Source organism: Rhodococcus sp. NPDC055112, from assembly GCF_053607505.1.
Genome location: NZ_JBSGTR010000010.1, coordinates 63,728 through 86,827, shown reverse-complemented (window position 1 = coordinate 86,827; position 23,100 = coordinate 63,728). Strand labels below are relative to the sequence as shown.

Below are 23,100 nucleotides of genomic sequence, written 5' to 3'. Positions count from 1 at the left end.
CACACGAATGCCCCGCCACCTTCGAGGTGACGGGGCATTCGTCGTCTGGTCGGGACCGACTAGTCCAGGTAGTCGCGCAGCACCTGGGACCGCGACGGGTGCCGCAGCTTCGACATCGTCTTGGATTCGATCTGACGGATCCGCTCACGCGTGACGCCGTAGACCTGGCCGATCTCGTCGAGGGTGCGGGGCTGGCCGTCGGTCAGGCCGAAGCGCAGCCGGACCACGCCCGCCTCGCGCTCGGACAGCGTCTCGAGCACCGACTGCAGCTGATCCTGCAGCAGGGTGAACGACACCGCGTCGACGGCAACCACGGCCTCGGAGTCCTCGATGAAGTCGCCGAGCTGGCTGTCGCCCTCGTCGCCGATCGTCTGGTCGAGGGAGATGGGCTCACGCGCGTACTGCTGGATCTCCAGCACCTTCTCCGGCGTGATGTCCATTTCCTTGGCGAGCTCTTCCGGCGTGGGCTCGCGGCCCAGGTCCTGGAGCAGTTCGCGCTGGATGCGACCGAGCTTGTTGATGACCTCGACCATGTGCACCGGGATGCGGATGGTGCGGGCCTGGTCGGCCATCGCGCGGGTGATGGCCTGGCGGATCCACCAGGTGGCGTACGTGGAGAACTTGTAGCCCTTGGTGTAGTCGAACTTCTCGACCGCGCGGATCAGGCCGAGGTTGCCCTCCTGGATCAGGTCGAGGAACGCCATGCCACGACCGGTGTAGCGCTTGGCCAGCGAGACGACCAGTCGCAGGTTGGCCTCGAGCAGGTGGTTCTTCGCGCGGTTGCCGTCGCGGCAGATCCAGTTCATGTCGCGGCGCTGCGCGACGGGGAGCTTCTCGCCCTTCTCGGCGTGCTCGGCCATCAACTGGGTGGCGTAGAGGCCGGCCTCGATGCGCTTGGCCAGCTCGACCTCCTCCTCGGCGTTGAGGAGGGCGACCTTGCCGATCTGCTTGAGGTAGGCGCGGACCGAGTCGGCGGAGGCGGTGAGCTCGGCGTCCTTGCGGGCCTGCCGGAGCGCCTCGGACTCCTCCTCGTCCCAGACGAAGTCTCCGGAGGCCTTGTCCTTGTCGGACGGCTCCGCGGCCTCTTCCTCGTCCTCGCCGACGGCGACGACCTCGACGACCTCGTCGGCCGCGAGGTCACCCTCGGGCACCTCGAGATCGGCCATGTCGGCTTCGTCGGGCGCGTCCTCGAGATCGATGCCCTCGGCCTTGCTGCCCGCCTTCTTGGCGGGGGACTTCTTCGCTGCGGCCTTCTTGGCAGGGGCCTTGGCCGCGGCCTTCTTGGCAGGGGCCTTCTTAGCAGCGGCCTTCTTGGCTGGAGCCTTCTTCGCCGCGGCCTTCTTCGCGGGGGCGGTGCCGTTGGTCGCCGCGGCGGACGCCGATTCGGTGCTCGGTTCGGCGGTCTGACTTGTATCGGAGGCGGCCACGTACGCCCTTTCGTGACGGTGTCGTGCGGCGTCACGCCAGAGTGATTTTCCGGCGGAGAGGTCAGTTGAGTTCGGCCGGCTGAAGGCCGGACGTGTCCATTGTAACTATCGCAACGGGTGTTACGACGCGATGCTGGTCTGCGCGGCGAGTGCGGCGCCCACGATGCCCGCCGTGTTCAGCAGCGCAGCGGGCACGACGGGGGTGCGATTGGTCAGCAACGGGATCCATTTCTCGCTCTTGCGGCTGATGCCGCCGCCCGCGATGAACAGATCGGGCCACAGCAGATCCTCGAACGTGGCGAGCACCCGGGAGACCTCCGCGGCCCACTGTTTGTAGGACAGATCCTTGTTCTCCTTGACCGAGGACGCGGCGCGGTGCTCGGCTTCCTTGCCGCCGACCTCCATGTGCCCGAACTCGGTGTTGGGGAGGAGGACGCCCCGGTGCAGGATCGCGGATCCGATCCCGGTGCCGAACGTCAGCAGCACGACTACGCCGTCGACATCCTTGCCCGCACCGTAGGTGTCCTCGGCGACGCCCGCAGCGTCCGCGTCGTTGAGGACCGTGACGGGGCGGCCGCCGAGCGCCTGTCCGAACAGGGCCGCCGCGTCGGTTCCGATCCAGGACTTGTCGATGTTCGCCGCGGTGCGCGCGACCCCGCCGGTGACCACGGCAGGCAGCGTGATGCCGACCGCGCCGTCCCAGCCCGCCCTGGTGACGATCTCCGCGACGGTGCCCGCGATGGCCTCGGGGGTGGCGGGCTTCGGGGTTTCGATCTTGATCCGGTCGCCGATCAGCTCGCCGGTCTCCAGGTCGACCAGGCCGCCCTTGACGCCGCTTCCGCCGACATCGATGCCGAACCCGCGTCGGCCGCTGCCGTTGCTGTCCGCTGATGGCCGGGCCGGGGTCGCTTCAGTCATGAGGCAAACCTTAATCGTCTGGAATAAGACCGGCGCGGAAGTCGGGTGATGAGGCACCATGGGGCGTGCCTTCTTTGCAGTCCCATTCCGCTGTCCCGACAACGTCCGATTCCGATGCAGCCACCGGCCCCGACGATCCGCGCACGCTGCGCGACGTGGCGATCCGGGTGGCCATCGCCGCCGCAAGGCACGTGCGTGCCCGCCGCCCCGAGGTGTTCGCCGCGACGGGCGTTCTCGCGGAGGACAGCTCGGTCGCCACCAAGAGTCACCCGACCGATCCGGTCACCGTCGTGGACACCGAGACCGAGGAGCTGATCCGCGGACTGCTGGCGGGCCTGCGCCCGGACGACGCCATCCTCGGTGAGGAGGGCGGGGGACAGGCCGAGCAGATCCGGGGCGTGCGCTGGGTGGTCGACCCCATCGACGGGACGGTGAACTTCTTGTACGGCATCCCCGCCTTCGCGGTGTCGGTCGGTGCGCAGATCGATGGTGTCTCCGTGGCGGGTGCGGTGGTGGACGTCCCGGCCGACGCGGTCTATTCGGCGGCCCTCGGCCACGGCGCGACGCTGCTCGAGGCGGACGGCACCGAGCACGCGTTGCGGTGCAACCCGGTGTCCGACGTGTCGGTGGCCCTGCTCGCGACGGGGTTCGGTTACGGGCGGGCCCGCAGGCAGGCTCAGGGCGCATTGATCGGGCGGGTGCTGCCCCAGGTGCGCGATATCCGCCGGATCGGCTCCGCCGCCCTCGACCTGTGCATGGTTGCCTCGGGCCGTGTCGATGCGCATTTCGAGCACGGGCTCAGTCCGTGGGACTGGGCAGCAGGAGCGCTGATCGCGAGCGAGGCGGGCGCCATGGTCCGCACGCCCGCGCCGCACTCGATGAGCGCCGCAGGCGAGGTGGTGGTCGCGGCGGCCCCAGGGATCGCGGCCGAGTTGGACGAGGTCTTCGCCGAGGCGGGCGTGTTCGACCCGATCCCGGACTGAGCCGTCAGCAGCGAGCGGTACGGGCGGCCTTGAGGAGGCTGATGTCGACCGGCGCGGCGGCCATGCCGCCCGGCGCGGGCTCCTTCAACACGGCCAGCACCTCTTCGGCGTCGGTGTTCGGGCGCAGCTCGTTGAAGTAGGTGCCCAGTGCCAGGTCGACGGTGTCGTCCTGGCGCTGGTCCTCGATCAACTCCGCGCACGGCGCGACCAGCCACAGGGCACTGGCGGCGGCGAGACCGTTTGTGCCGAAACGGATCTGGCCGTGGCACTGCATGTTCTGGTCGACGTAGACGGGGTCGTTGCCGACCTGGACGTCGGGGGCGCTGGCGTAGCCGTACTCGCTGAGCTGCGCGGCCACCTGCGCGGCCTGGCCGCGTTCGCCGTTGGCATTGAAGACGCGAACCCTGGTCGCCGCGAGGGTGGTGGGTTCGGTGTCCATCAGCGTCGTCGGGTCCATCTTCTGGCCGAGCGGCTGCGGCGCGGGTTCGTTCGGGTCGGCGGACTGCGAGGCGGGCCGCGGAAGGTTGCACGTCACCGCGGCGGAGACCTCCTCGTCCTTGGTGAGGATGCGAACCCACAGCACGGAGCCGAGCAGGGCGAGGATGCCGATCAGCGCGACGATGGGCATGGCGCGCCGCCTGCGGAACGGACGGCCCTGCTCATCGGTGGAGTGACCCTGTGTGATCAGTGAAACCACGATTCGTCCCGACCTCTCCGCCGCGCCCGCTGATCGGCGCCATTGTGGCGCCGGTGCGCACCCACTCTAGAGTGCGGCGCCGGGATCGTTGTCGACGCGGTCACAGCTCGGAATGTCGCGGAAATGTCACGGTCGACCCGTCGTTTGTGTCGATTTTCAGACAGTTTCCGACGTGTGGTGAATGGCCCGCGACATTTCTCCGGAGTTCGGCTATTGTCTGGCGGCCGCAGTCGTACACGACAGGCGTTTGGAGGACCGGACGGAAGGGCCAAATGTGGTGCAGATCATATTACCTGCGCTAACTTTTGGGCACTATTCGGCGCCCCCGAGCGTTATGCAGCCACACGGGTTGATTCGTGTATTCGGCTGTGGTGTGTGGCCGGGGGAATCGATGACGAGAGAAGACGAGGGGAAGACGAGATGGCAACCGACTACGACGCACCGAGGCGTTCGGAATCCGACGAGGTTTCGGAGGACTCGCTCGAAGAGTTGAAGGCCCGGCGCAATGAGGCGCAGTCCGCGGTCGTCGACGTCGACGAGTCGGACACCGCGGAGTCGTTCGAGCTGCCCGGAGCAGATCTGTCCGGCGAGGAACTGTCGGTCCGGGTCGTTCCGAAGCAGGCCGATGAGTTCACGTGTTCGAGCTGCTTCCTGGTGCATCACCGGAGCAGGCTCGCCAGCGACGCCGGTGGCGTGCTCATCTGCATGGATTGCGCAGCCTGACAGCGCTACTGAAGGTAGTGGATCCGACCGGGGCACCGAGTGCCCCGGCCCGGTATCAAAAGTCGTGCCCGGCCTGTTCGCAGGCCGGGCACAGTGGTTTCCGGGTCACCCGGACCCGCTACGGGGTCAGCAGTGCCGCCAGCTCGGCGGGCTTGCGGGTGCTGACCAGCCAGTACGGCGTGGGATCCTCCGGATCGTCGAGCACGATCAGGACCATGGTCTTGATCCAGGTCCGGTGCTGCACGTAGGCGGCGGGGTCCAGCTGCCTGCCGAGCGCTGCCGACTTGGCGGTGGCGGGCACGACCGCGACCCGGGAGATCACGTCCAGCGGCAGGTTCGCCCTGCCGACGCGCAGCTCGCCGCGTCCCGGGCCGTCGGCGACCTCGATCCGGAGCCGGCTCAACCAGAGCAGGACCCACACCGGGAAGGGCAGGAGCAGGACGTACGGCAACCAGGCCAGCAGGCCGGGGTTGCCCATGTGAACCTCCGCGGCGAGCAGACCCGCGACGGCGAGGCCGGCGGCCCACCACCACAGCGGTACCCACAGTCGCTCCGCGTAGATCGGTGCGGTGGGGTCGGTCTTGCCACCCGTGGCGGCGGTCGAGGCAGGTTGAGGGTTCTCGGGCACATATCCAGAGTAGTCTCGGTGCGCGTGAGCGATCTTCCAGCCATCGAGCTGCTGCGCCTTGATCCCGACATGCCGATCCCACAGCGTGCCCACGCGGGCGACGCGGGCGTCGACCTCTGTTCCACCGTCGACGTGACCATCGAGCCGGGGGAGCGGACCCTGGTGGGGACCGGAATCGCCGTTGCGCTCCCGGTCGGCACCGTCGGGCTGATCCATCCCAGGTCGGGACTGGCCGCCAAGTCCGGTCTGTCCGTGGTGAACACGCCGGGCACGGTCGACGCGGGTTACCGCGGTGAGATCAAGGTGTGTCTGATCAATCACGATCCGCGCACGCCCATCGCGATCAGTCGCGGTGACCGGATCGCTCAGCTGTTGGTGCAGCGGGTGGAGTTGGTCTCGTTCGTGGAGGTCGAGTCGCTCGACGAGACAACGCGCGGCGCGGGTGGATACGGATCCAGTGGTGGACACGCCAGCCTGCACGCGGTGTCGGCACTGTCCGAGGAAGGGGCACGATGATTTTCGGACGTAAGAAGAAGGACGCGGACGAGGACCTCGATCGGTTCGAGGACCTCCGCGACGACGTCGACGCGCAGGCCGAGGAGTTCGAGGTCGACGAGTTCGGTGTCGAGGAGCGGCCCGAGGGCGGGCCGTACGACCGGGATGAGCTCGACGACCCCGAGGGTGCCGCGCAATCGCGGCTCGACCTCGGGTCGGTGCAGGTCCCGCTGCCCGAGGGTGGGCAGATCCAGGTGGAGATGGCCCAGGACGGCACCCCGCAGGCGGTGCACCTGGTCACCGAGCACGGCCGTGTCACGATCGCTGCGTATGCCGCGCCGAAGTCGCCGGGGCAGTGGCGCGAGGTCGCGGGTGACCTCGCCGAGTCGCTGCGTGCTGACCAGGCGGAGATCAGCGTGCAGACCGGCCCGTGGGGTCGCGAGCTGCACGCGGTCACCCCGAACGCCGACCTGCGCTTCATCGGCGTCGACGGACCGCGCTGGATGATCCGTTGTGTGGTGGCGGGACCGGTCGGTTCGGCGGGGCTCGAGGCGCCGCTGACCGCGATCGCCAGGGAGATCCTCGCAGGCACGGTGGTCAACCGCGGCGCCGAGCCGTTCCCGGTGCGGACCCCCCTCCCGGTCGTGCTCCCGCAGATGCTGGCCGAGCAGCTGATCGCGGCCCAGCAGCAGCAGATGCAGGCGCAGCAGCAGGCCGCGCAGGCCCAGGAGACGGCCGAGGTCCAGGAGGCCGCCGTCGCCGAGGCCGCTGCCGCTGCCGAGGCCGCCGCTGCCGCCGCCCAGGATCACACCCTGCCGCCCGAGGAGCGTCCAGGCGGCTCCGGGTCGGCGATGCAGCAACTGCGCCGCTGATCCGGCCGCCGTCGATCAGGACGCGGTCAGGGCTGCCAGGCAGGACCGGCCGAGGATTCCGGCGTCGGCGCCGATCTCGTCGAGGGTGACGGTGGCCAGCGAGGCCGACCTGAGCACCGTCACCCATCGCCGGGCCACGGCGATGGGGTGCACCGGGTCGTCGCTGGCGGCGCAGATGCCCACCGGCACCGTGATCCGCGCGAGGTGTTCCTCGACGAGGCCGTGGTACGCCGCGGCCTCCTCGAGGGCGTTGGGCAGGTGTGGCCACTGCGATCGCCAGGACCGCTCGAGTTCACCGCCGAGCCATGCCGGGCTGGTCTCGATCATCGCGCTGGTCACCGCGTCGAGGCCGTCCGCGCGGAGCATGCGCGCGGTCATCGTCGCGCTCAGTGCCGCCGGGGCCTCGGCGGGGTCGCCGATCCAGGCGGGCAGCGCCGCGAGCACCCCGGCCGCGCGGCACTCGTTGCGAGCGGCCCACTGTGCCGCCACCGCGGCACCGATCGACACGCCGCCGACGAGGATCCGCCCGTACCGGTCCGCGGCCGCATCCATCGCCTCGAGGTAGCTCTCGACCACCCGCCGCGGGTTGGGTTCCACGGCGATGATCTCCACTCCGACCTGCGTCAACGCGCCCGAGAACGCCTTCTCCGCGAAGTGTGCGTCCGACCCGGTTCCCGGCAGCACCACCGCTGCCTGCGGCCATGTCATCTCCTGCATCCGTCGATGGTCGCACCGAGGCATGAGGCGAGTGTCACACGGGTGCCGTCGGGGCCGCGAGCGGGGTATTCGCCCGCTGGCCGGGACACTGCTCACAGTGGTGTGGTTCCCGGTTCGGGATGGGTCTACAGTGGCGATCACACAGACCTACAAGCGGGGCGACAGACGCACCGCACCTGCTCCAGGAGCGCGCTATGGCACTCGCGGCCACAGGCTATTTTCGTCGGCTGACCCGCCGGCTCACCGAGGACCTCGATCAACTCGATGCCGAGGCAATGGTGGAATCGTCGCAGGCGTCGGGCGCACAGCGCGCCTGCGACTGTAGTCGCGGTGAGGAGGTCACCATGCTCGGGCGGCTGCGCAGCGTCGAGACGTGTCCCAAGGCCTCGACCGCGAACATGGAGGCTGAGTTCTTCGACGGAACCGAGGCCGTGACGCTGGTGTGGATCGGCAGGCGCCGGATCGCGGGGATCGAGCCGGGCAAGACATTGCTCGTTCGCGGACGCGTCGGTGAGCGCAACGGCCAGAAGGTGATCTACAACCCGTACTACGAGCTACGAGGGGATTCGTAGCCATCGCCGGTACATGTGGCAGTCTCGTCGGGTGACCGACAGGCAGCAGCAGTCCGTACTCGAGCAGCTCGGCGGAGTCAGTGGGCTGGTCTACTCGACCCTGCCGGTTCTGGTCTTCGTCCCGATCAACAGCTTCTGGGGCCTCACCGCGGCCATCTGGGCCGCCCTGGGCGTGGCGGCCGCGGTGCTGGTGTGGCGGGTGATCACGAAGGGCGCCATCCAGCCTGCGATCTCGGGCTTCCTCGGCGTCGGTGTCTGCGCATTCATCGCGTACCGGACCGGGGATGCCAAGGGTTACTTCCTGTTCGGGATCTACACGAGCCTCGCCTACGCCGGGGTGTTCCTGCTCTCGATCCTGGTCCGGTGGCCGCTGGTCGGCGTCCTGTGGGGCTTCCTCAACGGTCACGGCAACTCGTGGCGGGGCAGTCGTGCCGCGGTCCGGGCCTACGACCTCGCCACCGCCGCATGGGCCTTGGTGTTCGGGGCCCGCTATCTGGTCCAGTCGCAGCTCTACGACACCGATCACACCGGGTGGCTCGCGGTCACGCGCATTGCGATGGGCTGGCCGCTGACGGCCCTGGTCCTGTTGACGACGGTCTGGTTGGTCCGGCGCGCCGACCGTGCCGCCGAGGCCGTGGTGGAGGCGGAGACAGACGCGGAGACCGAGCCCGAGGCAGGGGTGGATTCGGATGATCGCGGCGCCGGGCCGAATGGTGCGGGTGGCGAGCGTTCCTAGCGAACACCCGAGATCGCAGGCAATGGACAGACCGAAATTATCGGCGGCGCTTCGTATGTGACGTACCGCACGTTCGGTGAATTGTGGCCGCCGAATTCAGGCGTCTCAATTCGATGACCGCATTGCCCGATTTCGGACAATGCGGTCATCAAATTCAGTTACGTGACAATTCGGAACCTCTGGATCAGCGCTTGACGCCGACCGCCGCGCGGAGCTCGTCCTCGACCTCGACGGAGGCGACGAAGAGCAGCTCGTCGCCGCCCTCGATCGGGTCGTCCTGCTGCGGGACGATCACCCGCCCGCCCCGCAGGATGGTCACCAGGGCGGCGTCGCGGGGCAACTGGATCTTGCGGACCGGCTTGCCTGCCAGTTCGGTGTCGTCGGGCAGGGTGATCTCCACCAGGTTCGCCTGACCCTGACGGAAGGTCATCAGGCGGACCAGGTCGCCGACCGAGACGGCCTCCTCGACCAGCGAGGCGAGCATCCGTGGGGTGGAGACGGCGACGTCCACGCCCCAGGAGTCGTCGAAGAGCCATTCGTTGCGGGGGTCGTTCACCCGGGCGACGACGCGTTTCACGGCGAACTCGGTCTTGGCCAGGAGGCTGACCACGATGTTGACCTTGTCGTCGCCGGTCGCGGCGATCACGACGTCGTAGGACTCGAGCTCGGCGGACTCCAGCAGGGCGAGCTCACAGGCATCGGCGTGCACCCACACGGCGTCCGGGATCGCCTCGGGGTCGACGTGTTCGAGATTGCGCTCGAGCAGCATCACGTGGTGGTCGCCTCGGATCAGCTCGCGGGCGATCGATCGGCCGACCGCGCCTGCTCCGGCGATTGCGACTCTCATCGGGTCCATCCGTTCGGGTCTTGGATCGAATCGTGCGCCGCGGTCGGCGACGCCTGAGGGACGGTGGTCATCAGGAGTCCGAGGGCGGCGGGGTTGCCGCCAGGGCGACCGCCTCGGCGACGGTCCCGGAGACCGCGGCGACGTACACCTGGTCGTCGGCCTGGATCATCGTGCGACGGTCGGGGAGCACCCCGGTGCCGAAACGGATGAGGAAGGCGACCCTGGACCCGGTGTGTTCCTCGAGTTCGGTGACCTGGTGGCCGACCCAGTCCTCGTGCAGGTCGAGTTCCGCGACCGCGACGGTGCCGGAGGGGTCGCGCCACTTGGTGGTGTGACTCTCCCTGGTGAGATGGTGCAGGAAGCGGTCGGTGGTCCACGGCACCGTGGCCACGGTCGGGATGCCGAGGCGTTCGTACACGGCCGCGCGCTTGGCGTCGTAGATCCGGGCGACGACCCGGCTCACGCCGAAGTTCTCCCTGGCCACCCTGGCGGAGATGATGTTCGAGTTGTCGCCGGAGGAGACCGCGGCGAACGCCTCGGCCCGTTCGATACCCGCCTTGAGCAGGACGTCGCGGTCGAATCCCATTCCGACGACGCGGTGCCCGGTGAATCCGGGGTCGAGGCGTCGGAAGGCGTCGGGGTCGCGGTCGATGATCGCGACCTCGTGGCCGATCCGGTTCAGGCCGGCCGCGAGGGCCGATCCGACCCGGCCGCACCCCATCACGACTACATACACCGTTCGCCTCCGCTCGTCGGGTTTCCGACGCTGTGTCGCGGTCGCCGCGGTGGCGGAAACCATCAATTCGAACGGTACCGTCCCCGGTTCGGCGGCGTCCGCGCACATCGCGATTTGGCGAACTGGGCGGCGGATGGCACTGGATCGGTTCGGACGGATTACGCTTTCCCGGTGTCAAAGCTCTCGACCGCTGCCAAGCGGCTGCTGGTAGGTAGACCGTTCCGCAGCGACAAGCTGGGGCACACACTGCTACCCAAGCGAATCGCCCTGCCGGTCTTCGCCTCCGATGCGATGTCCTCGGTCGCCTATGCGCCGGAGGAGATCTTCCTAGTCCTGTCCGTTGCGGGGATCTCCGCGTACATGTACACGCCGTGGATCGGGTTGGCGGTCTGTGCGGTGATGGCGGTGGTGGTCGCCAGCTACCGGCAGAACGTGCACGCCTACCCCTCCGGCGGCGGCGACTACGAGGTCGCCACGACGAATCTCGGGCCGACGGCGGGCCTGACGGTCGGCAGCGCGCTGATGGTGGATTACGTGCTCACCGTGGCTGTCTCGATCTCCTCGGCCGCCTCGAACATCGGCTCCGCGGTTCCCTTCGTCGCCACCCACAAGGTGCTGTTCGCGGTCGCGGCGATCGTGATCCTCACCGCGATCAATCTGCGCGGCATCCGAGAGTCGGGGACCGCGTTCGCCATCCCCACATACGCGTTCATCATCGGCATGTTCCTGATGCTCGGGTGGGGTCTGTTCCGGATCTTCGTGCTCGGGGACGACGTCAAGGCCGAGTCGGCGGGTTTCGAGCTGCACGCGGAGAACACCCAGCTCTACGGGATCGCGTTCGCCTTCCTGATCGCCCGCGCGTTCTCGTCGGGTTGTGCGGCACTGACCGGTGTCGAGGCGATCAGCAACGGGGTGCCCGCATTCCAGAAGCCCAAGTCCCGCAACGCGGCCACCACGCTCTTCCTGCTCGGCGCGATCGCGATCGTCCTCCTGATGGGCATCATCACCCTGGCCCAGAAGATCGGGATCGTGTACGCGCACGACCCCGCCGAGCAACTCACCGGAGCGCCGGAGGGCTATCAGCAGAAGACCCTGATCGCGCAGATCGCGGAGGCCGTGTTCTCGGGATTCCCGATCGGCTTCTACTTCATCGCGATCGTCACGGCGCTGATCCTGGTGCTCGCGGCGAATACCGCATTCAACGGGTTCCCGGTACTGGGCTCGATCCTGGCGCAGGACCGGTACCTGCCCCGGCAGCTGCACACGCGCGGAGACCGGTTGGCCTTCAGCAACGGCATCCTGTTCCTGTCCGGTGCAGCGATCGCCTTCGTCGTCTTCTTCGGGGCCGAGGTCACCAAGCTGATCCAGCTCTACATCGTCGGCGTGTTCGTCTCGTTCGTGCTGAGCCAGACGGGCATGATCAGGCACTGGACCCGGCACCTGAAGAGCGAGACCGATCCGGCGGCACGGCGCCGCATGAAGCGCTCACGCGTCATCAACTCCATCGGTCTCGCCATGACGGCCACCGTTCTGATCATCGTGTTGATCACCAAGTTCGCGGCAGGCGCCTGGATCGCGATCGTGGCCATGGTCGCGATCTTCGTCGTCATGAAGTCGATCCGCAGGCACTACGACAGCGTCGCGGCGGAACTGGACGAGCAGGAATGGGACGGGGTGCTGCCGAGCAGGACCCATTCGATCGTGCTGGTGTCGAAGCTGCACATGCCGACGATGCGCGCCATCGCCTACGCCCGCGCCACCCGGCCGGACACCCTGGAGGCGGTGACGGTGAACGTCGACGAGGCCGACACCAGGACGCTGGTCCGTGAATGGCAGAACAGCGATATCACCGTGCCGCTCAAGGTGATCGAATCGCCCTACCGCGAGATCACCAAGCCGGTCCTCGACTACGTCAGGCGGGTGCGACGCGATTCACCTCGCGAGGTGGTGACGGTGTTCATCCCGGAGTACGTGGTCGGGCACTGGTGGGAGCAGATCCTGCACAACCAGAGCGCGTTGCGGCTGAAGAGTCGCCTGCTGTTCCAGCCGGGGGTGATGGTCACGAGCGTGCCGTGGCAGCTCAGTTCCTCGGAGCGCGCCAAGCGCGAACGGATCCAGGCGGTGCCAGGCGGCACCAGGCGTGGTTTCGATGCCGCGGAGGACAACGGTCGGTGAGCGAGAGCTGGTATGGCCGCAGGGTCGAGGTCAGGCTCGGGAATCCGGGCCACGGCGGTTTCTGTGTCGCCAGGCACGAGGGCCGGGTGGTGTTCGTCCGGCACGGGTTGCCGGGTGAGCTCGTGATGGCCGAGATCACCGAGGATCGCGGCGGCTCGTTCTGCCGCGCGGACGCCGTGGAGATCGTGGAGGCCTCACCGGCGCGAGTGACGGCGTGCTGCCCGATTTCGGGGCCAGGCGGGGCCGGCTGTTGCGACTTCTCGCACGCCTCCTTGGACGCCCAGCGCGAGATGAAGTCGTCAGTGGTCACCGAGCAGCTGCGCAGGATCGCAGGCGTCGAACGGGAAGTCGAGGTCGAGGAACTGCCCGGCACCGGCGACGGCACCGGGTGGCGAACCAGGCTCCGGCTCGCGGTCGACCGTGAGGGCAGGGCCGGTTTCCACGGCTACCGCAGCTCCCAGGTGATCACCGACCTGCTGTGCCCGCAGCCGGTACTGGGCACGTACCAGGGCCTGGCCGAGCGGGATTGGCGGCCGGGCGGCGAGATACAGGTGACGGTCGACGCCGACGGAGTCAGGCACGTGGTGGAGATCGAGCCCGCGAAGGTCTCGAGCACCGGCCGCCGCAGTCCGGGCAGGCGCGGTGCCACAGCGCGCCGCGCCGCACAGGCGGGTCCGCGCCGCGAGCACCTGGTGGAGGGCAGCGGCCGCGCCGTGGAGCGGGTCGGTGGGCGTGCGTGGGAAGTTTCCGCGACCGGCTTCTGGCAGGCGCATCGTGGTGCGGCACAGACCTATTCGACGGTGGTCGGGGAGTGGGCGGAGGCCGCTCCCGGCTCGATCGCCTGGGATCTGTACGGCGGGGTCGGCGTGTTCGCCGCCGAGCTGGCCGGCCAGGTGGGGCCGGACGGCGAGGTGGTGTCGGTCGAGTCAGGTCGCGGCGCGGTCGACGACGGCAAGCGCGCGCTGGCGGATCTCCGGCAGGTGCACCTGCGGGCGGCCCGGGTGGAGAAGGTGGTGGGGGAGTTGCCGGTTCCGGTCGGCGCGGTGGTGCTCGACCCGCCGCGGTCCGGGGCGGGCCGCGAGGTCATCGAGGCGCTCGCACACGCCGGCCCGGGCCGGGTGATCCATATCGGCTGCGATCCGGCCGCATTCGGGCGCGACGTCGGGCTGTACCTCGCGCAGGGGTACCGGCTCGAAGAGGTGCGGGCCTTCGACGCCTTCCCGCTCACCCATCATGTGGAGTGCCTCGCACTGCTGACGCGGTAGCGGGGACGGCGCTGTCCATCCCGGAGGCCCGTTGGGTGGGGATGGCGTCACTTCATGGGCATCATCGGCATCATGGGCATCTGCCAGCCCATCTGGTACATCCAGGCCATGAACATGTCCATCATTTCTTGCCACATTGTCTGTCTCACCTCCGCTCGAGGTGATGGTGATCCACGCGCACGTGACCGTGTGCGCTTCCGATTCTACTGAGATCGCCGCCCCCAATAACTTGCATGGGTAATGCAACCAATATATAGTTGCGTACCGCAAGCATCAATCACTCTGTTCAGGGGAGCCCATGGCCGTGCAGACCGCCACCGCGGAGGACCTCGTCGAAGAGGTCTTTCTCTTCGGGAGGGCGTTGCGCAATATTCTCGGCGGCGCCGATACGAGCGGACTTCCGCCCGCACTTCTCGGGGTGCTGCACGTGCTCGCCACCGTCGGCCAATGCAGACAGATGGAGCTCGCCTCCAACCTGTGCGTCAGTCAGTCGTCGTTGAGTCGACAGATCGCGGACCTGGTGGATGCCGGGTTCGTCGAGCGGCACGCCGATCCGGAAGACGGACGGGTCTCGCTCGTTCGTCTGTCGGAGTCCGGGACAGAGCTGCTGAGGGCGAACAGAGAACGCCGGGCCGAACGCCTACGCACCATGTTGGGCGAATGGAGTGAAGAAGAGGCCCACGAAGCCGTGACCTCGCTCCGTCGACTCAAGCACACCTTCATGACCCCGCCGGTACGGAGAGCCGTGTCCGACGCCGATTCTCAGAACCAGGGGAGAACACACCTATGACCGAAACCGAAAACAAGCCGCGCCACGCCGCCCCGCCGGGGGATGAGGTGCTCATGACGCACCGCGAGATCCTCGAGGTTCTCGCGGGGCTGCTCGCGGCGCTGTTCACCGCGCTGCTCAGCTCGACGATCGTCTCGACGGCCCTGCCCACGATCATCGGTGATCTCAACGGCAGCCAGACCCAGTTCGCCTGGGTCATCACCACGGCGCTGCTGGCCACCGCGGCGTCGACGCCGATCTGGGGCAAGCTCTCCGATCTCTACAACAAGAAGGTCCTGGTCCAGTCGGCGATCGTGATCTTCGTGATCGGCTCGATCATCGCCGGCTTCGCTCCGAACGTGCCGGTCCTGTTGGGTGCCCGCGTGATCCAGGGTGTCGGCATGGGCGGCCTGACCGCGCTCGTCGTTGCCATCATCGGAAGCATCATCCCGCCACGCGATCGCGGCCGGTACTCCGGATACATGGGTGGGGTCATGGCGGTGTCGATGGCAGGCGGCCCGGTCCTCGGCGGCGTCATCGCCGACGGGCTCGGCTGGCGCTGGTGCTTCTTCGTCTGCGTCCCGCTCGCCGTGATCGCGCTCGTCCTGCTGCAGAAGACGCTGCACATCGAGACCGACCGCAAGGAGGGCGTCACCATCGACTGGCTCGGCGCGACCCTGCTGACGGCGGGCGTCTCGGTGCTGCTGATCTGGGTGTCCTTCGCGGGCAAGGCGACCTACTACGACTGGATCTCCACCGAGTCCGCGGCGCTGGTCGGCATCGGCGTCCTGCTGCTGATCGCCACCGTCTTCGTCGAGAGCAAGGCCACCTCGCCGATCATCCCGCTCAAGATCGTCACCGAGCGGACCACCGCGCTCGCCATCATCTCCTCGGTCGCGGTCGGTGTCGGCCTCTTCGGCGCCACCACCTTCCTCGGCCAGTACTTCCAGACCGCGCGCGGGCACACCCCGACCGAGGCCGGCCTACTGACGATCCCGATGGTGTTCGGCATGCTGGTCGGCACCGTCGGCTCGGGCCAGCTGATCACCAAGTTCGGCAAGTGGAAGGGATTCGTCGTCGCGGGCTCCATCCTGCAGCTCATCGGCTTCCTGCTGCTGAGCACGATCGACCACGAGACGCACATGTGGCTGATCGGGCTGATGATCGCCCTGCTCGGCCTCGGCACCGGCATGCTGATGCAGAACGTCGTCCTTGCGGTGCAGAACACGGTGAGCGTCCACAACATCGGTGCCGCCAGCAGTGTGGTCGCCTTCTTCCGGACCTTCGGCGGCGCGATCGGTGTCTCGGTGCTCGGCTCGGTGCTGGCCACCCGGGTCACCGACCTCACCGCGGAGGGCTTCGCCAGGCTCGGCATCGACACGCACACGCCCGGTGGCGGTGGCAACCTGAACCTGAAGGCGCTGCCCGCTCCCGTGCAGGACGTGATCAGGATGTCCTACGGCGACGCGACCGGTCGGATCTTCCTGATCGCGGCGGCCGTCGCGGTGGTCACCGTCATCGCGGTGATCTTCCTGCCGAACAAGCCGCTGCGGACCACCATCGACCTCAAGCCGTCCGAGGCGGACCTGGAGTACGAGAAGGTCTGAATCGGCCGGACCGACACAGCAGTGCGGCCCACCCCGACAGGGGTGGGCCGCACTGTGTCGTGGCTCAGGTGACGGCCTGCTCAGGCCGCCCGGAACACGTCGGCATTGATGTATGCCGCGACCAGATCGTGGTACTCGCGTCGCGGGCGGTGGTCCGCGGGCAGGACTCCGGCCAGCGGAGCCTGCGAGCGGAACTGCTCGAGGTTGAAGGCCTGCCCGCCGTTGGTCCGGCGGCCGATGACGACCACGCCCACGAGCGCGATCAGTACCGAGGAAAGAACGAGGTAGGGGATCACGACACCAGTGTCGCCGACCGACCCGTGCCTTCCCAAACTCTGGGAACGAGATCTTCGGCACAGGTGATGCAGGTCACGGGCACTTTTCGGCGCAGGACGGCACGCTCGCGCGTGTGAGGGTCAGATCAGGGTCCAGCGCACCCGCACCGTCGCCGACAGCTCGGTCTCGCCGCGTTCGATCGGCATGGCATCGGCGGACGCCTTCATCGCCCGCACCATCGGCCTTGGCATCGGCGGCGAGTCGACATCCTCGGAGACCTCGACGACCGTGCCGAGCTCACGCCCCGACAGGCCCGCGTACTGTTTCGCCTTCGCGAGGGCATCGGCGAAGGCCGCGTCCCTGGCCTGACTCAGCAGCCCGGCCTGGTCGGCGATCCCCAGCTCGAGACCGCCGAGCCGGACGTCGTCCCCGCCCGCGCCGACGCAGTCGGCGATCACCCGTCCGGGAGCCGACAGATCGCGCAGCGTCACCGACAGCGCGGTACTGGCGATGTAGCCGACCACCTGCTGACCCTGGTTCTCCTGCCACACGGTGTCCGCGTGCACGGACAGCCCCGTGGTGGAGACGTCGGTGGGGGAGACCCCCGCCGCGCGGAGCGCCTCGGACACCGCATGGGCCGCCTGCCCGGCCCGTTCGAATGCACTGGTCACCTCGGGCCTGCGGGCCTCCACGGACACCGTGATCCGCATGACGTCGGGGGAGGCGGCTGCCGAGCCGTGGCCGAGGACGGTGACGGAGGATTTCATCTGCGAGGTCACGACTTCCGGTTGTACAGGCGCATCGTGATGGGCCCGAAGACCAGGATGAAACCGGCACACCAGCCGAGCACGATGGCGAGATCGCCGAGCTCGACGGTGCCGGCCATCAACCCGCGGATCGCGGTCACCAGCTTGCTGATCGGATTGACGTTCACAAAGGCCTGCAGCCAGCTCGGCATGGTGGACGGGTCGACGAAGATGTTGCTCGCGAATGTGAGCGGGAACAGGATGAACATCGACACGCCCATCACCGCCTGCTCGGTGCGCATCAGCATCGCGAACATCGTCCAGACCCACGACATGCTGAACGAGAACAGCAGCAGCAGCGCGATGGACGCCACCACGCCGACGAACCCGCCCTGCGGCCGGAACCCGATGATCAGTCCGAGGACCATCACGATCACCGAGGCGATCGTGTAGCGGACCACATCGCCGAACAGGGCGCCGACCAGCGGTGCGGGCCGCCAGATCGGCAGCGACCGGAAGCGGTCGAAGACGCCCTTCTCGATGTCCTTGTTCAGCGTCAGGCCGGTGTACATGGTGATCATGACGACCGTCTGGACCAGGATGCCCGGGATCAGGAACTGCACGTACGCCTCGGTGGACACGGCGAGGGCGCCGCCGAACAGGTAGGTGAACATCAGCGTGAACATGATCGGGAACATGGTCACGTCGAACAACTGCTCGGGCACGTGCTTGATCTTCAGCAGCGCCCGCCACCCGAAGGACAGCGACGTCGACAGCGCGTTCGGCCGTGCCGGCCGCGGCCCCGAGAGCTGCAGCACGTCGCTCACCGCCGGCGCAACCGACGGGGATTGCACGGAGGTCGATGTCATGATGCCGTCTCCTTCACGAATTCCTTGTCGTCTTCCGATTCGGCCGGCCGGCCGGTGAGCGCGAGGAACACCTCGTCGAGGCTGGGCTGTCCGAGCGCGAAGGTGGTCACCGAGATGCCCGCGTCGTCGAGTGCCGGCAGGGCGCGGGCGACCCGCTGCGGGTCCTCGATCCGCGCGGTCAGCGCCGCCGGATCGGATTCCCGCGTGATCTCGACGCCGAGGACACCGCCGAGCAGGACGGCCGCGGCGTCCCGTTTCGTCTGATCCGCGACGCGCACGTGCAGGGCGCCGGACCCGACCGAGGCCTTGAGCTCGCCGGTGGTGCCCTCCGCGATGACCTTGCCGTGGTCGATGACCGCGACCCGGTCGGCGAGCTGATCGGCCTCGTCGAGGTACTGGGTGGTGAGCAGCACGGTGGTGCCGCCCGCGACGAGGGCCCGGACGATCTCCCAGACCTGGTTGCGACTGCGTGGATCGAGTCCGGTGGTCGGTTCGTCGAGGAAGATCAGCTCCGGTGTGACGATGATGCTGGCCGCGATGTCCAGGCGCCTGCGCATCCCGCCGGAGAACGTCTTCACCTGGCGCGGCCCCGCCTCGACGAGGTCGAAGGCCGTCAGCAGCTGTTCGGACCTGGCCTTGGCGCCCGCCCTCGAGAAGCCGAACAGCCGGGCCAGCAGCACCAGGTTCTCGGTTCCCGACAGATCCTCGTCCAGTGAGGCGAACTGACCGGTCAGGGCGACCTTGCTGCGGACCGTGTCCGCTTCCTTGGCGACGTCGTGCCCGAGCACCCTTGCGCTGCCGCCGTCGATCTCGAGGAGGGTCGCGAGCATCCGGATGGTGGTGGTCTTGCCCGCCCCGTTGGGGCCGAGGACGCCGTACACGCCGCCGGAGGGAACCGCGAGATCGACACCGTCGACCGCGACGTTGGATCCGAACCGTTTGACCAGTCCCGTGGTTTCGATCGCGAGTCCTGCGTTCAAGGTCATGTGAGTACCTTCTCCGATCCTGCGGTCGACGGCAACGTAGTTTTCGAGCGTAGGCGCGGGGTGCGACAGCGTGGGTTGGATCGTCGGGTGGCGGGCGGCTCAGCCCAGCCTGCCGCGCGGTGCCAGCGACCGGATCGCGGCCTCCATCTGGGCATATGCCCCCGCCGCCAGCCGTTCGAGAAGCGCCACCTTGAGGCCGGGCGCCTCCGCGCCGAGGCGGGCGAAACGGTCCGGCGGCAACACCGCCAATCGAACATCGGTGTCGGCGTGCACGTCGCCGAGGAACCGTTCCCCGATCAGCGTCGGCATCTCCCCGAACGTCATCCCCGGCGCGAGCGTGGTGATCCGGTGGGGGACCCCGTCCGTCCCCTGCAGGGTGTTGCTCACCCGTCCGGCGAGGATCAGGAAGATGCCCTCGGCCGGATCGCCGCGGTGCACGATCAGCTCGCCCTGGGCGACGGTCCGCATCTCCAGCTCGCGCGCGAACCTGTCGAACTGCTCGGCGCTGAGCGCCGACACCAGGGGGTGTTCGGCGAGTGTGATCGACTCCGGCAGCCTGGCACCCGCGCAGTGCAGGTCCAGGAGGGTGTCCTCGCACCACTCCAGGGCAGAGTCGAGATCGACGAAGACCCTGCCGCCCGCGGTGGGAACCAGCCCGGAGGTGGTGTGGCCCAGCCGGCCCTCGGGGTCGACCAGCGCGAGCCGGCAGCCCTTGACGCCGAGGTCGTCGTACAGGTCCGACAGCATCCTGCCTGCGACCCCGCTGACGTCGTCCACCCGCCGGACGTCGACGACGACCGCCTCGAGTTCGTCGCTCTGCGCGGTGATCTCGCGCACCGCGGTCTCCGTGCCCGCGAACAGCAGGTCACCGTGCAACTCGTAGATCCGCGCACGCCGCCCGAACTTCTCGAGCGACTCGCGTTCGGCGGCCCCGCGCCGCTGCCTCGACGGTGCCTCCGCGACCGAGTAGCTGGACCTGACCGCGGACCTGGCCGCGCGCGTCACGTGCAGGAAATGAAGTTCGAGTTCCCTCGAGAGCTCCCGGCAGGCCTGCACCCCGCGGACGCTGTTGCCGTGGGCGTCGAGGCGCGGCGAGTACACCGCGATCCCGATCTGACCGGGCAATACCGCGAGCACGCCGCCGCCGACGCCGCTCTTCGCGGGCAGGCCGACCTGCGTCACCCAGTCGCCTGCGGCGTCGTACATACCGCAGGTGGTCATCACGCTCAGTACCCGTTCGACGAGGTCAGGCGCCAGGGCGCGCTCGTGGGTGACCGGGTTGACCCCGTTGTTGGCCAGCGTCGCACCCATCAGTGCGAGGTCGCGGCAGGTGACGTCGATCGAGCACTGCCTGAAGTACAGGTCGACGGCCGCATCGGGATCGTCCGCGATGATGCCGAACGAGCGCAGCATGTGGCCGATGGCGCGGTTGCGGTGACCGGTGCGCGCCTCGGACCGGTATACCGACTCGTTGAGTGCGAGCTCGCGGCCCGCGTAGCGGGAGTAGCACCGGCGCAGCCGCTCGAATCGATGCTCGGGATCGTCCCCGTCGATCAGCGAGGCGGCCGCGATCGCGCCCGCGTTGATCATGGGGTTGCGGGGCCGCTCCGTGACGGGGTCGAGGCTGATCTCGTTGAACGGCTCGCCGGACGGCTCGACATCGATCTTCTCGGCGACGGCGCCCAGGCCTCGGTCGGCCAGCGCGAGACCGTAGGTCAGGGGTTTCGAGATGGATTGGATGGTGAACTCGGTGTGCGAGTCGCCGGACTCGTAGACGTAGCCGTCGGAGGTGGCGATACACAGGGAGAACGAGTCGGGCACGACGGCGGCGAGTTCCGGGATGTAGTCGGCGAGTTCGCCGGTGCGGTTCTCCCGGCACCGTGCGAACACTTCCCCGATGAGGCCGTCCACGACGTTGCGCATGGGGCTCAGCCTAGGACCACAGCGGTGACCTCGGTCACCGAAGTTCGGCATAATGAGCAGGCAGGACCGCCGCGCCGCGCGGGTGGACGGGTCGTCGGGCAGTTGTCGTATGCGGACTCCGTAGACTGGGTCGGTCGGCACGGTGTCGACGCCGTGTTCACGCAGTTCTTGCTGTGTCTCTGGAGGGAGCGATCTCGTTGGGTGTCCTTTCTCGAATCCAGGCGCCCACCGATCTGCGCGCGCTGAGCCCCGCCGAGATGCGGGAGCTCGCCACGGAGATCCGTGAATTCCTCGTGCACAAGGTCTCCGCCACCGGCGGCCACCTCGGGCCGAACCTGGGCGTCGTCGAGCTCACCTTGGCGCTGCACCGCGTCTTCGACTCGCCGTCCGACCCGATCATCTTCGACACCGGCCATCAGGCCTATGTGCACAAGATGGTCACCGGCCGGATGGACCAGTTCGACTCACTGCGCAAGCAGGGTGGGCTGTCCGGTTACCCGTGCCGCGCCGAGAGCGAACACGACTGGGTCGAGTCCTCCCATGCCTCCGCTGCGCTGTCCTACGCGGACGGTCTGGCGAAGGCCTTCGAGCTGACCGGGCAGGACCGGCACGTGGTCGCCGTGGTCGGCGACGGCGCGTTGACCGGCGGAATGTGTTGGGAGGCACTCAACAACATCGCGGCGGGCCGCAATCGCTCGGTCGTCATCGTCGTCAACGACAACGGCCGCTCCTACGCGCCGACCATCGGTGGGCTCGCAGATCACCTCGCGGCGCTTCGGCTGCAGCCGGGCTACGAGAAGGTCCTCGACAACGGTCGGCGGATGGTCAAGAAGATGCCGTGGGTGGGGCGCGCCGCGTACCAGCTCCTGCACGGCATGAAGGCCGGGATCAAGGACATGGTGAGCCCGCAGGTCATGTTCACCGACCTCGGCATCAAGTACCTGGGCCCGGTCGACGGCCACGACGAGGCCGCGCTCGAGTCGGCGATGCGACGCGCGAAATCCTTCGGTGGCCCCGTGATCGTGCACGCGGTGACGCGCAAGGGCATGGGTTATGCCCATGCCGAGAACCACGTCGCCGATCAGATGCACTCGACCGGCGTCATCGATCCGGTCACCGGGCGGTCGACCTCCGATCCCGCCGCTGACTGGACCTCGGTGTTCTCCGATGAGCTCGTCGCCCAGGCCGAGAGCCGTAAGGACATCGTCGCCATCACCGCGGCCATGCCGGGCCCGACCGGCCTCGCGGCCTTCGGCGAGCGGTTCCCGGACCGGATGTTCGACGTCGGTATCGCCGAACAGCACGCGCTCACCTCTGCTGCAGGCCTCGCCCTCGGCGGGCTGCACCCGGTGGTCGCGGTGTACTCGACCTTCCTCAACCGCGCGTTCGACCAGTTGCTGATGGATGTGGCGCTGCTCGACCAGCCCGTGACGATCGTGCTCGACCGGGCGGGGATCACCGGTCCTGACGGCGCCAGCCACAACGGCATGTGGGACTTCTCGCTGCTCGGGATCGTGCCGGGTATTCGCGTCGCCGCGCCGAGGGATGCGGCCTCGTTGCGAGAGGAACTCGCGGAGGCGCTCGCGGTCAGCGATGGCCCGACCGCCTTGCGATTCCCGAAGGGTGCTGTGGCCGAGGATATTCCGGCGATCGAGCGACTCGGCGGCACGGTGGACGTGCTGCGCATGCCAGAGGCGGGCGCGGGTGATGTGCTGATCGTCGCGGTCGGCCCCTTCGCTGAGGTGGCACTCGAGACGGCTGTCCGGCTCGAGCAGCAGGGGATCAGTGCCGCGGTCGTCGACCCGCGCTGGGTGCTGCCGGTTTCCGACGAATTGGTCACGCTCGCTGCGGATTTCCGTATGGTCGTCACGGTCGAGGACAGCGGACTGCACGGTGGCATCGGCTCCAGCGTCTCGGCCGCCCTTCGTGCGGCCGGGGTGGACACGCCCTCGAGGGATGTCGGTGTGCCGCAACGGTTCCTGGACCACGCCTCGCGAGATCAAATCCTCAAGGAACTCGGCCTCACCGCTCAGGATCTGGCCCGCCAGATCACCGGCTGGGTCGTCGGTGTGCGTCCGGGCGCGCCCGAGAAGTCTGAATTGGAAGTGCGGGACCCCCGAATCAGTTAGATTG

At 68.3% G+C, this 23,100-nt stretch carries 22 protein-coding genes and 1 pseudogene; 11 read left to right on the top strand and 12 right to left on the bottom strand.

Annotated elements, in window-relative coordinates:
* Positions 1-59: 59 nt before the first annotated feature.
* Positions 60-1,475 (bottom strand): annotated as a pseudogene (locus ACWFRB_RS07925) (RNA polymerase sigma factor); the annotation flags it as partial.
* A gap of 72 nt (positions 1,476-1,547) precedes the next feature.
* Positions 1,548-2,345, bottom strand: a complete 798-nt coding sequence (gene ppgK, locus ACWFRB_RS07920; protein ID WP_452640038.1) for a polyphosphate--glucose phosphotransferase — start codon at positions 2,343-2,345, stop codon at positions 1,548-1,550.
* Between the two features lie 74 nt (positions 2,346-2,419).
* Between ppgK and ACWFRB_RS07915 the strand changes: the two genes are divergently transcribed.
* The gene (locus ACWFRB_RS07915) at positions 2,420-3,328 is read left to right on the top strand and encodes an inositol monophosphatase family protein (RefSeq protein ID WP_452640090.1); all 909 of its coding nucleotides are present in this window, start codon (positions 2,420-2,422) and stop codon (positions 3,326-3,328) included.
* Positions 3,329-3,332: 4 nt separating this feature from the next.
* Here ACWFRB_RS07915 and cei read toward each other — a convergent pair whose 3' ends face one another.
* Positions 3,333-4,025: an envelope integrity protein Cei gene (cei, locus tag ACWFRB_RS07910; RefSeq protein WP_452640036.1), complete on the bottom strand. Its 693-nt coding sequence runs from the start codon at positions 4,023-4,025 to the stop codon at positions 3,333-3,335.
* 420 nt (positions 4,026-4,445) lie between these two features.
* Here cei and ACWFRB_RS07905 point away from each other — a divergent pair, with 420 nt between their 5' ends.
* Positions 4,446-4,748, top strand: coding sequence for a DUF4193 domain-containing protein (locus tag ACWFRB_RS07905; protein ID WP_027499550.1), 303 nt, complete (start codon positions 4,446-4,448; stop codon positions 4,746-4,748).
* A 118-nt stretch (positions 4,749-4,866) separates the two neighbouring features.
* Here ACWFRB_RS07905 and ACWFRB_RS07900 read toward each other — a convergent pair whose 3' ends face one another.
* Positions 4,867-5,310, bottom strand: a complete 444-nt coding sequence (locus ACWFRB_RS07900) for a DUF3093 domain-containing protein (protein WP_452640088.1) — start codon at positions 5,308-5,310, stop codon at positions 4,867-4,869.
* 90 nt (positions 5,311-5,400) lie between these two features.
* Here ACWFRB_RS07900 and dut point away from each other — a divergent pair, with 90 nt between their 5' ends.
* Positions 5,401-5,892, top strand: coding sequence for a dUTP diphosphatase (gene dut / locus ACWFRB_RS07895; protein WP_452640034.1), 492 nt, complete (start codon positions 5,401-5,403; stop codon positions 5,890-5,892).
* Positions 5,892-6,743 (top strand): DUF3710 domain-containing protein, encoded by an 852-nt coding sequence (locus ACWFRB_RS07890; protein WP_452640086.1) that lies wholly within the window; start codon positions 5,892-5,894, stop codon positions 6,741-6,743. Before dut ends, ACWFRB_RS07890 begins: the two co-directional genes overlap by 1 nt.
* A 15-nt stretch (positions 6,744-6,758) precedes the next feature.
* On the opposite strand, the gene ACWFRB_RS07885 is transcribed toward ACWFRB_RS07890, so the two are convergent.
* Positions 6,759-7,460, bottom strand: coding sequence for an alpha/beta hydrolase (locus tag ACWFRB_RS07885; protein WP_452640033.1), 702 nt, complete (start codon positions 7,458-7,460; stop codon positions 6,759-6,761).
* Positions 7,461-7,654: 194 nt separating this feature from the next.
* Here ACWFRB_RS07885 and ACWFRB_RS07880 point away from each other — a divergent pair, with 194 nt between their 5' ends.
* Positions 7,655-8,032: an OB-fold nucleic acid binding domain-containing protein gene (locus ACWFRB_RS07880; protein WP_077041421.1), complete on the top strand. Its 378-nt coding sequence runs from the start codon at positions 7,655-7,657 to the stop codon at positions 8,030-8,032.
* Between the two features lie 31 nt (positions 8,033-8,063).
* Positions 8,064-8,768, top strand: a complete 705-nt coding sequence (locus ACWFRB_RS07875; protein ID WP_452640032.1) for a DUF3159 domain-containing protein — start codon at positions 8,064-8,066, stop codon at positions 8,766-8,768.
* Between the two features lie 184 nt (positions 8,769-8,952).
* Here ACWFRB_RS07875 and ACWFRB_RS07870 read toward each other — a convergent pair whose 3' ends face one another.
* Together ACWFRB_RS07870 and ACWFRB_RS07865 are read right to left on the bottom strand one after the other, a co-directional pair.
* Entirely contained in the window at positions 8,953-9,615 is a 663-nt protein-coding gene (locus ACWFRB_RS07870; protein WP_452640031.1) for a potassium channel family protein, read from the bottom strand.
* A gap of 70 nt (positions 9,616-9,685) precedes the next feature.
* Positions 9,686-10,351: a potassium channel family protein gene (locus ACWFRB_RS07865; protein ID WP_452640030.1), complete on the bottom strand. Its 666-nt coding sequence runs from the start codon at positions 10,349-10,351 to the stop codon at positions 9,686-9,688.
* 171 nt (positions 10,352-10,522) lie between these two features.
* On the opposite strand from ACWFRB_RS07865, the gene ACWFRB_RS07860 reads away from it, so the two are divergent.
* The 4 genes from ACWFRB_RS07860 to ACWFRB_RS07845 all read left to right on the top strand — a co-directional run bounded on the left by ACWFRB_RS07860 (position 10,523) and on the right by ACWFRB_RS07845 (position 16,167).
* Positions 10,523-12,526, top strand: coding sequence for an APC family permease (locus ACWFRB_RS07860; RefSeq protein ID WP_452640029.1), 2,004 nt, complete (start codon positions 10,523-10,525; stop codon positions 12,524-12,526).
* Positions 12,523-13,791, top strand: a complete 1,269-nt coding sequence (locus ACWFRB_RS07855) for a class I SAM-dependent RNA methyltransferase (RefSeq protein ID WP_452640028.1) — start codon at positions 12,523-12,525, stop codon at positions 13,789-13,791. Before ACWFRB_RS07860 ends, ACWFRB_RS07855 begins: the two co-directional genes overlap by 4 nt.
* Before the next feature lie 298 nt (positions 13,792-14,089).
* Positions 14,090-14,581 carry a MarR family winged helix-turn-helix transcriptional regulator gene (locus tag ACWFRB_RS07850; RefSeq protein WP_452640027.1) on the top strand — a complete coding sequence of 164 codons (492 nt, stop codon included), beginning with the start codon at positions 14,090-14,092 and terminating at the stop codon, positions 14,579-14,581.
* Positions 14,578-16,167 carry an MDR family MFS transporter gene (locus ACWFRB_RS07845; protein ID WP_452640026.1) on the top strand — a complete coding sequence of 530 codons (1,590 nt, stop codon included), beginning with the start codon at positions 14,578-14,580 and terminating at the stop codon, positions 16,165-16,167. The genes ACWFRB_RS07850 and ACWFRB_RS07845 overlap by 4 nt, the downstream gene beginning before the upstream one ends.
* A gap of 80 nt (positions 16,168-16,247) precedes the next feature.
* On the opposite strand, the gene ACWFRB_RS07840 is transcribed toward ACWFRB_RS07845, so the two are convergent.
* The 5 genes from ACWFRB_RS07840 to glsA form a co-directional block, all read right to left on the bottom strand.
* On the bottom strand, positions 16,248-16,463 hold the full coding sequence (locus ACWFRB_RS07840) for a hypothetical protein (RefSeq protein WP_452640025.1): 216 nt from the start codon (positions 16,461-16,463) through the stop codon (positions 16,248-16,250).
* A 120-nt stretch (positions 16,464-16,583) separates the two neighbouring features.
* A complete protein-coding gene (locus tag ACWFRB_RS07835) occupies positions 16,584-17,222 on the bottom strand; it encodes an SIMPL domain-containing protein (protein ID WP_452640023.1) in 639 nt (212 codons plus the stop codon).
* Positions 17,219-18,058 carry an ABC transporter permease gene (locus ACWFRB_RS07830; protein ID WP_452640022.1) on the bottom strand — a complete coding sequence of 280 codons (840 nt, stop codon included), beginning with the start codon at positions 18,056-18,058 and terminating at the stop codon, positions 17,219-17,221. Before ACWFRB_RS07830 ends, ACWFRB_RS07835 begins: the two co-directional genes overlap by 4 nt.
* Positions 18,055-19,044, bottom strand: coding sequence for an ATP-binding cassette domain-containing protein (locus tag ACWFRB_RS07825; RefSeq protein WP_452640020.1), 990 nt, complete (start codon positions 19,042-19,044; stop codon positions 18,055-18,057). Before ACWFRB_RS07825 ends, ACWFRB_RS07830 begins: the two co-directional genes overlap by 4 nt.
* A 99-nt stretch (positions 19,045-19,143) precedes the next feature.
* On the bottom strand, positions 19,144-20,967 hold the full coding sequence (gene glsA, locus ACWFRB_RS07820) for a glutaminase A (RefSeq protein WP_452640018.1): 1,824 nt from the start codon (positions 20,965-20,967) through the stop codon (positions 19,144-19,146).
* 197 nt (positions 20,968-21,164) lie between these two features.
* On the opposite strand from glsA, the gene dxs reads away from it, so the two are divergent.
* Positions 21,165-23,096 carry a 1-deoxy-D-xylulose-5-phosphate synthase gene (dxs, locus tag ACWFRB_RS07815; protein ID WP_452640084.1) on the top strand — a complete coding sequence of 644 codons (1,932 nt, stop codon included), beginning with the start codon at positions 21,165-21,167 and terminating at the stop codon, positions 23,094-23,096.
* The last annotated feature ends 4 nt before the right edge of the window (positions 23,097-23,100 follow it).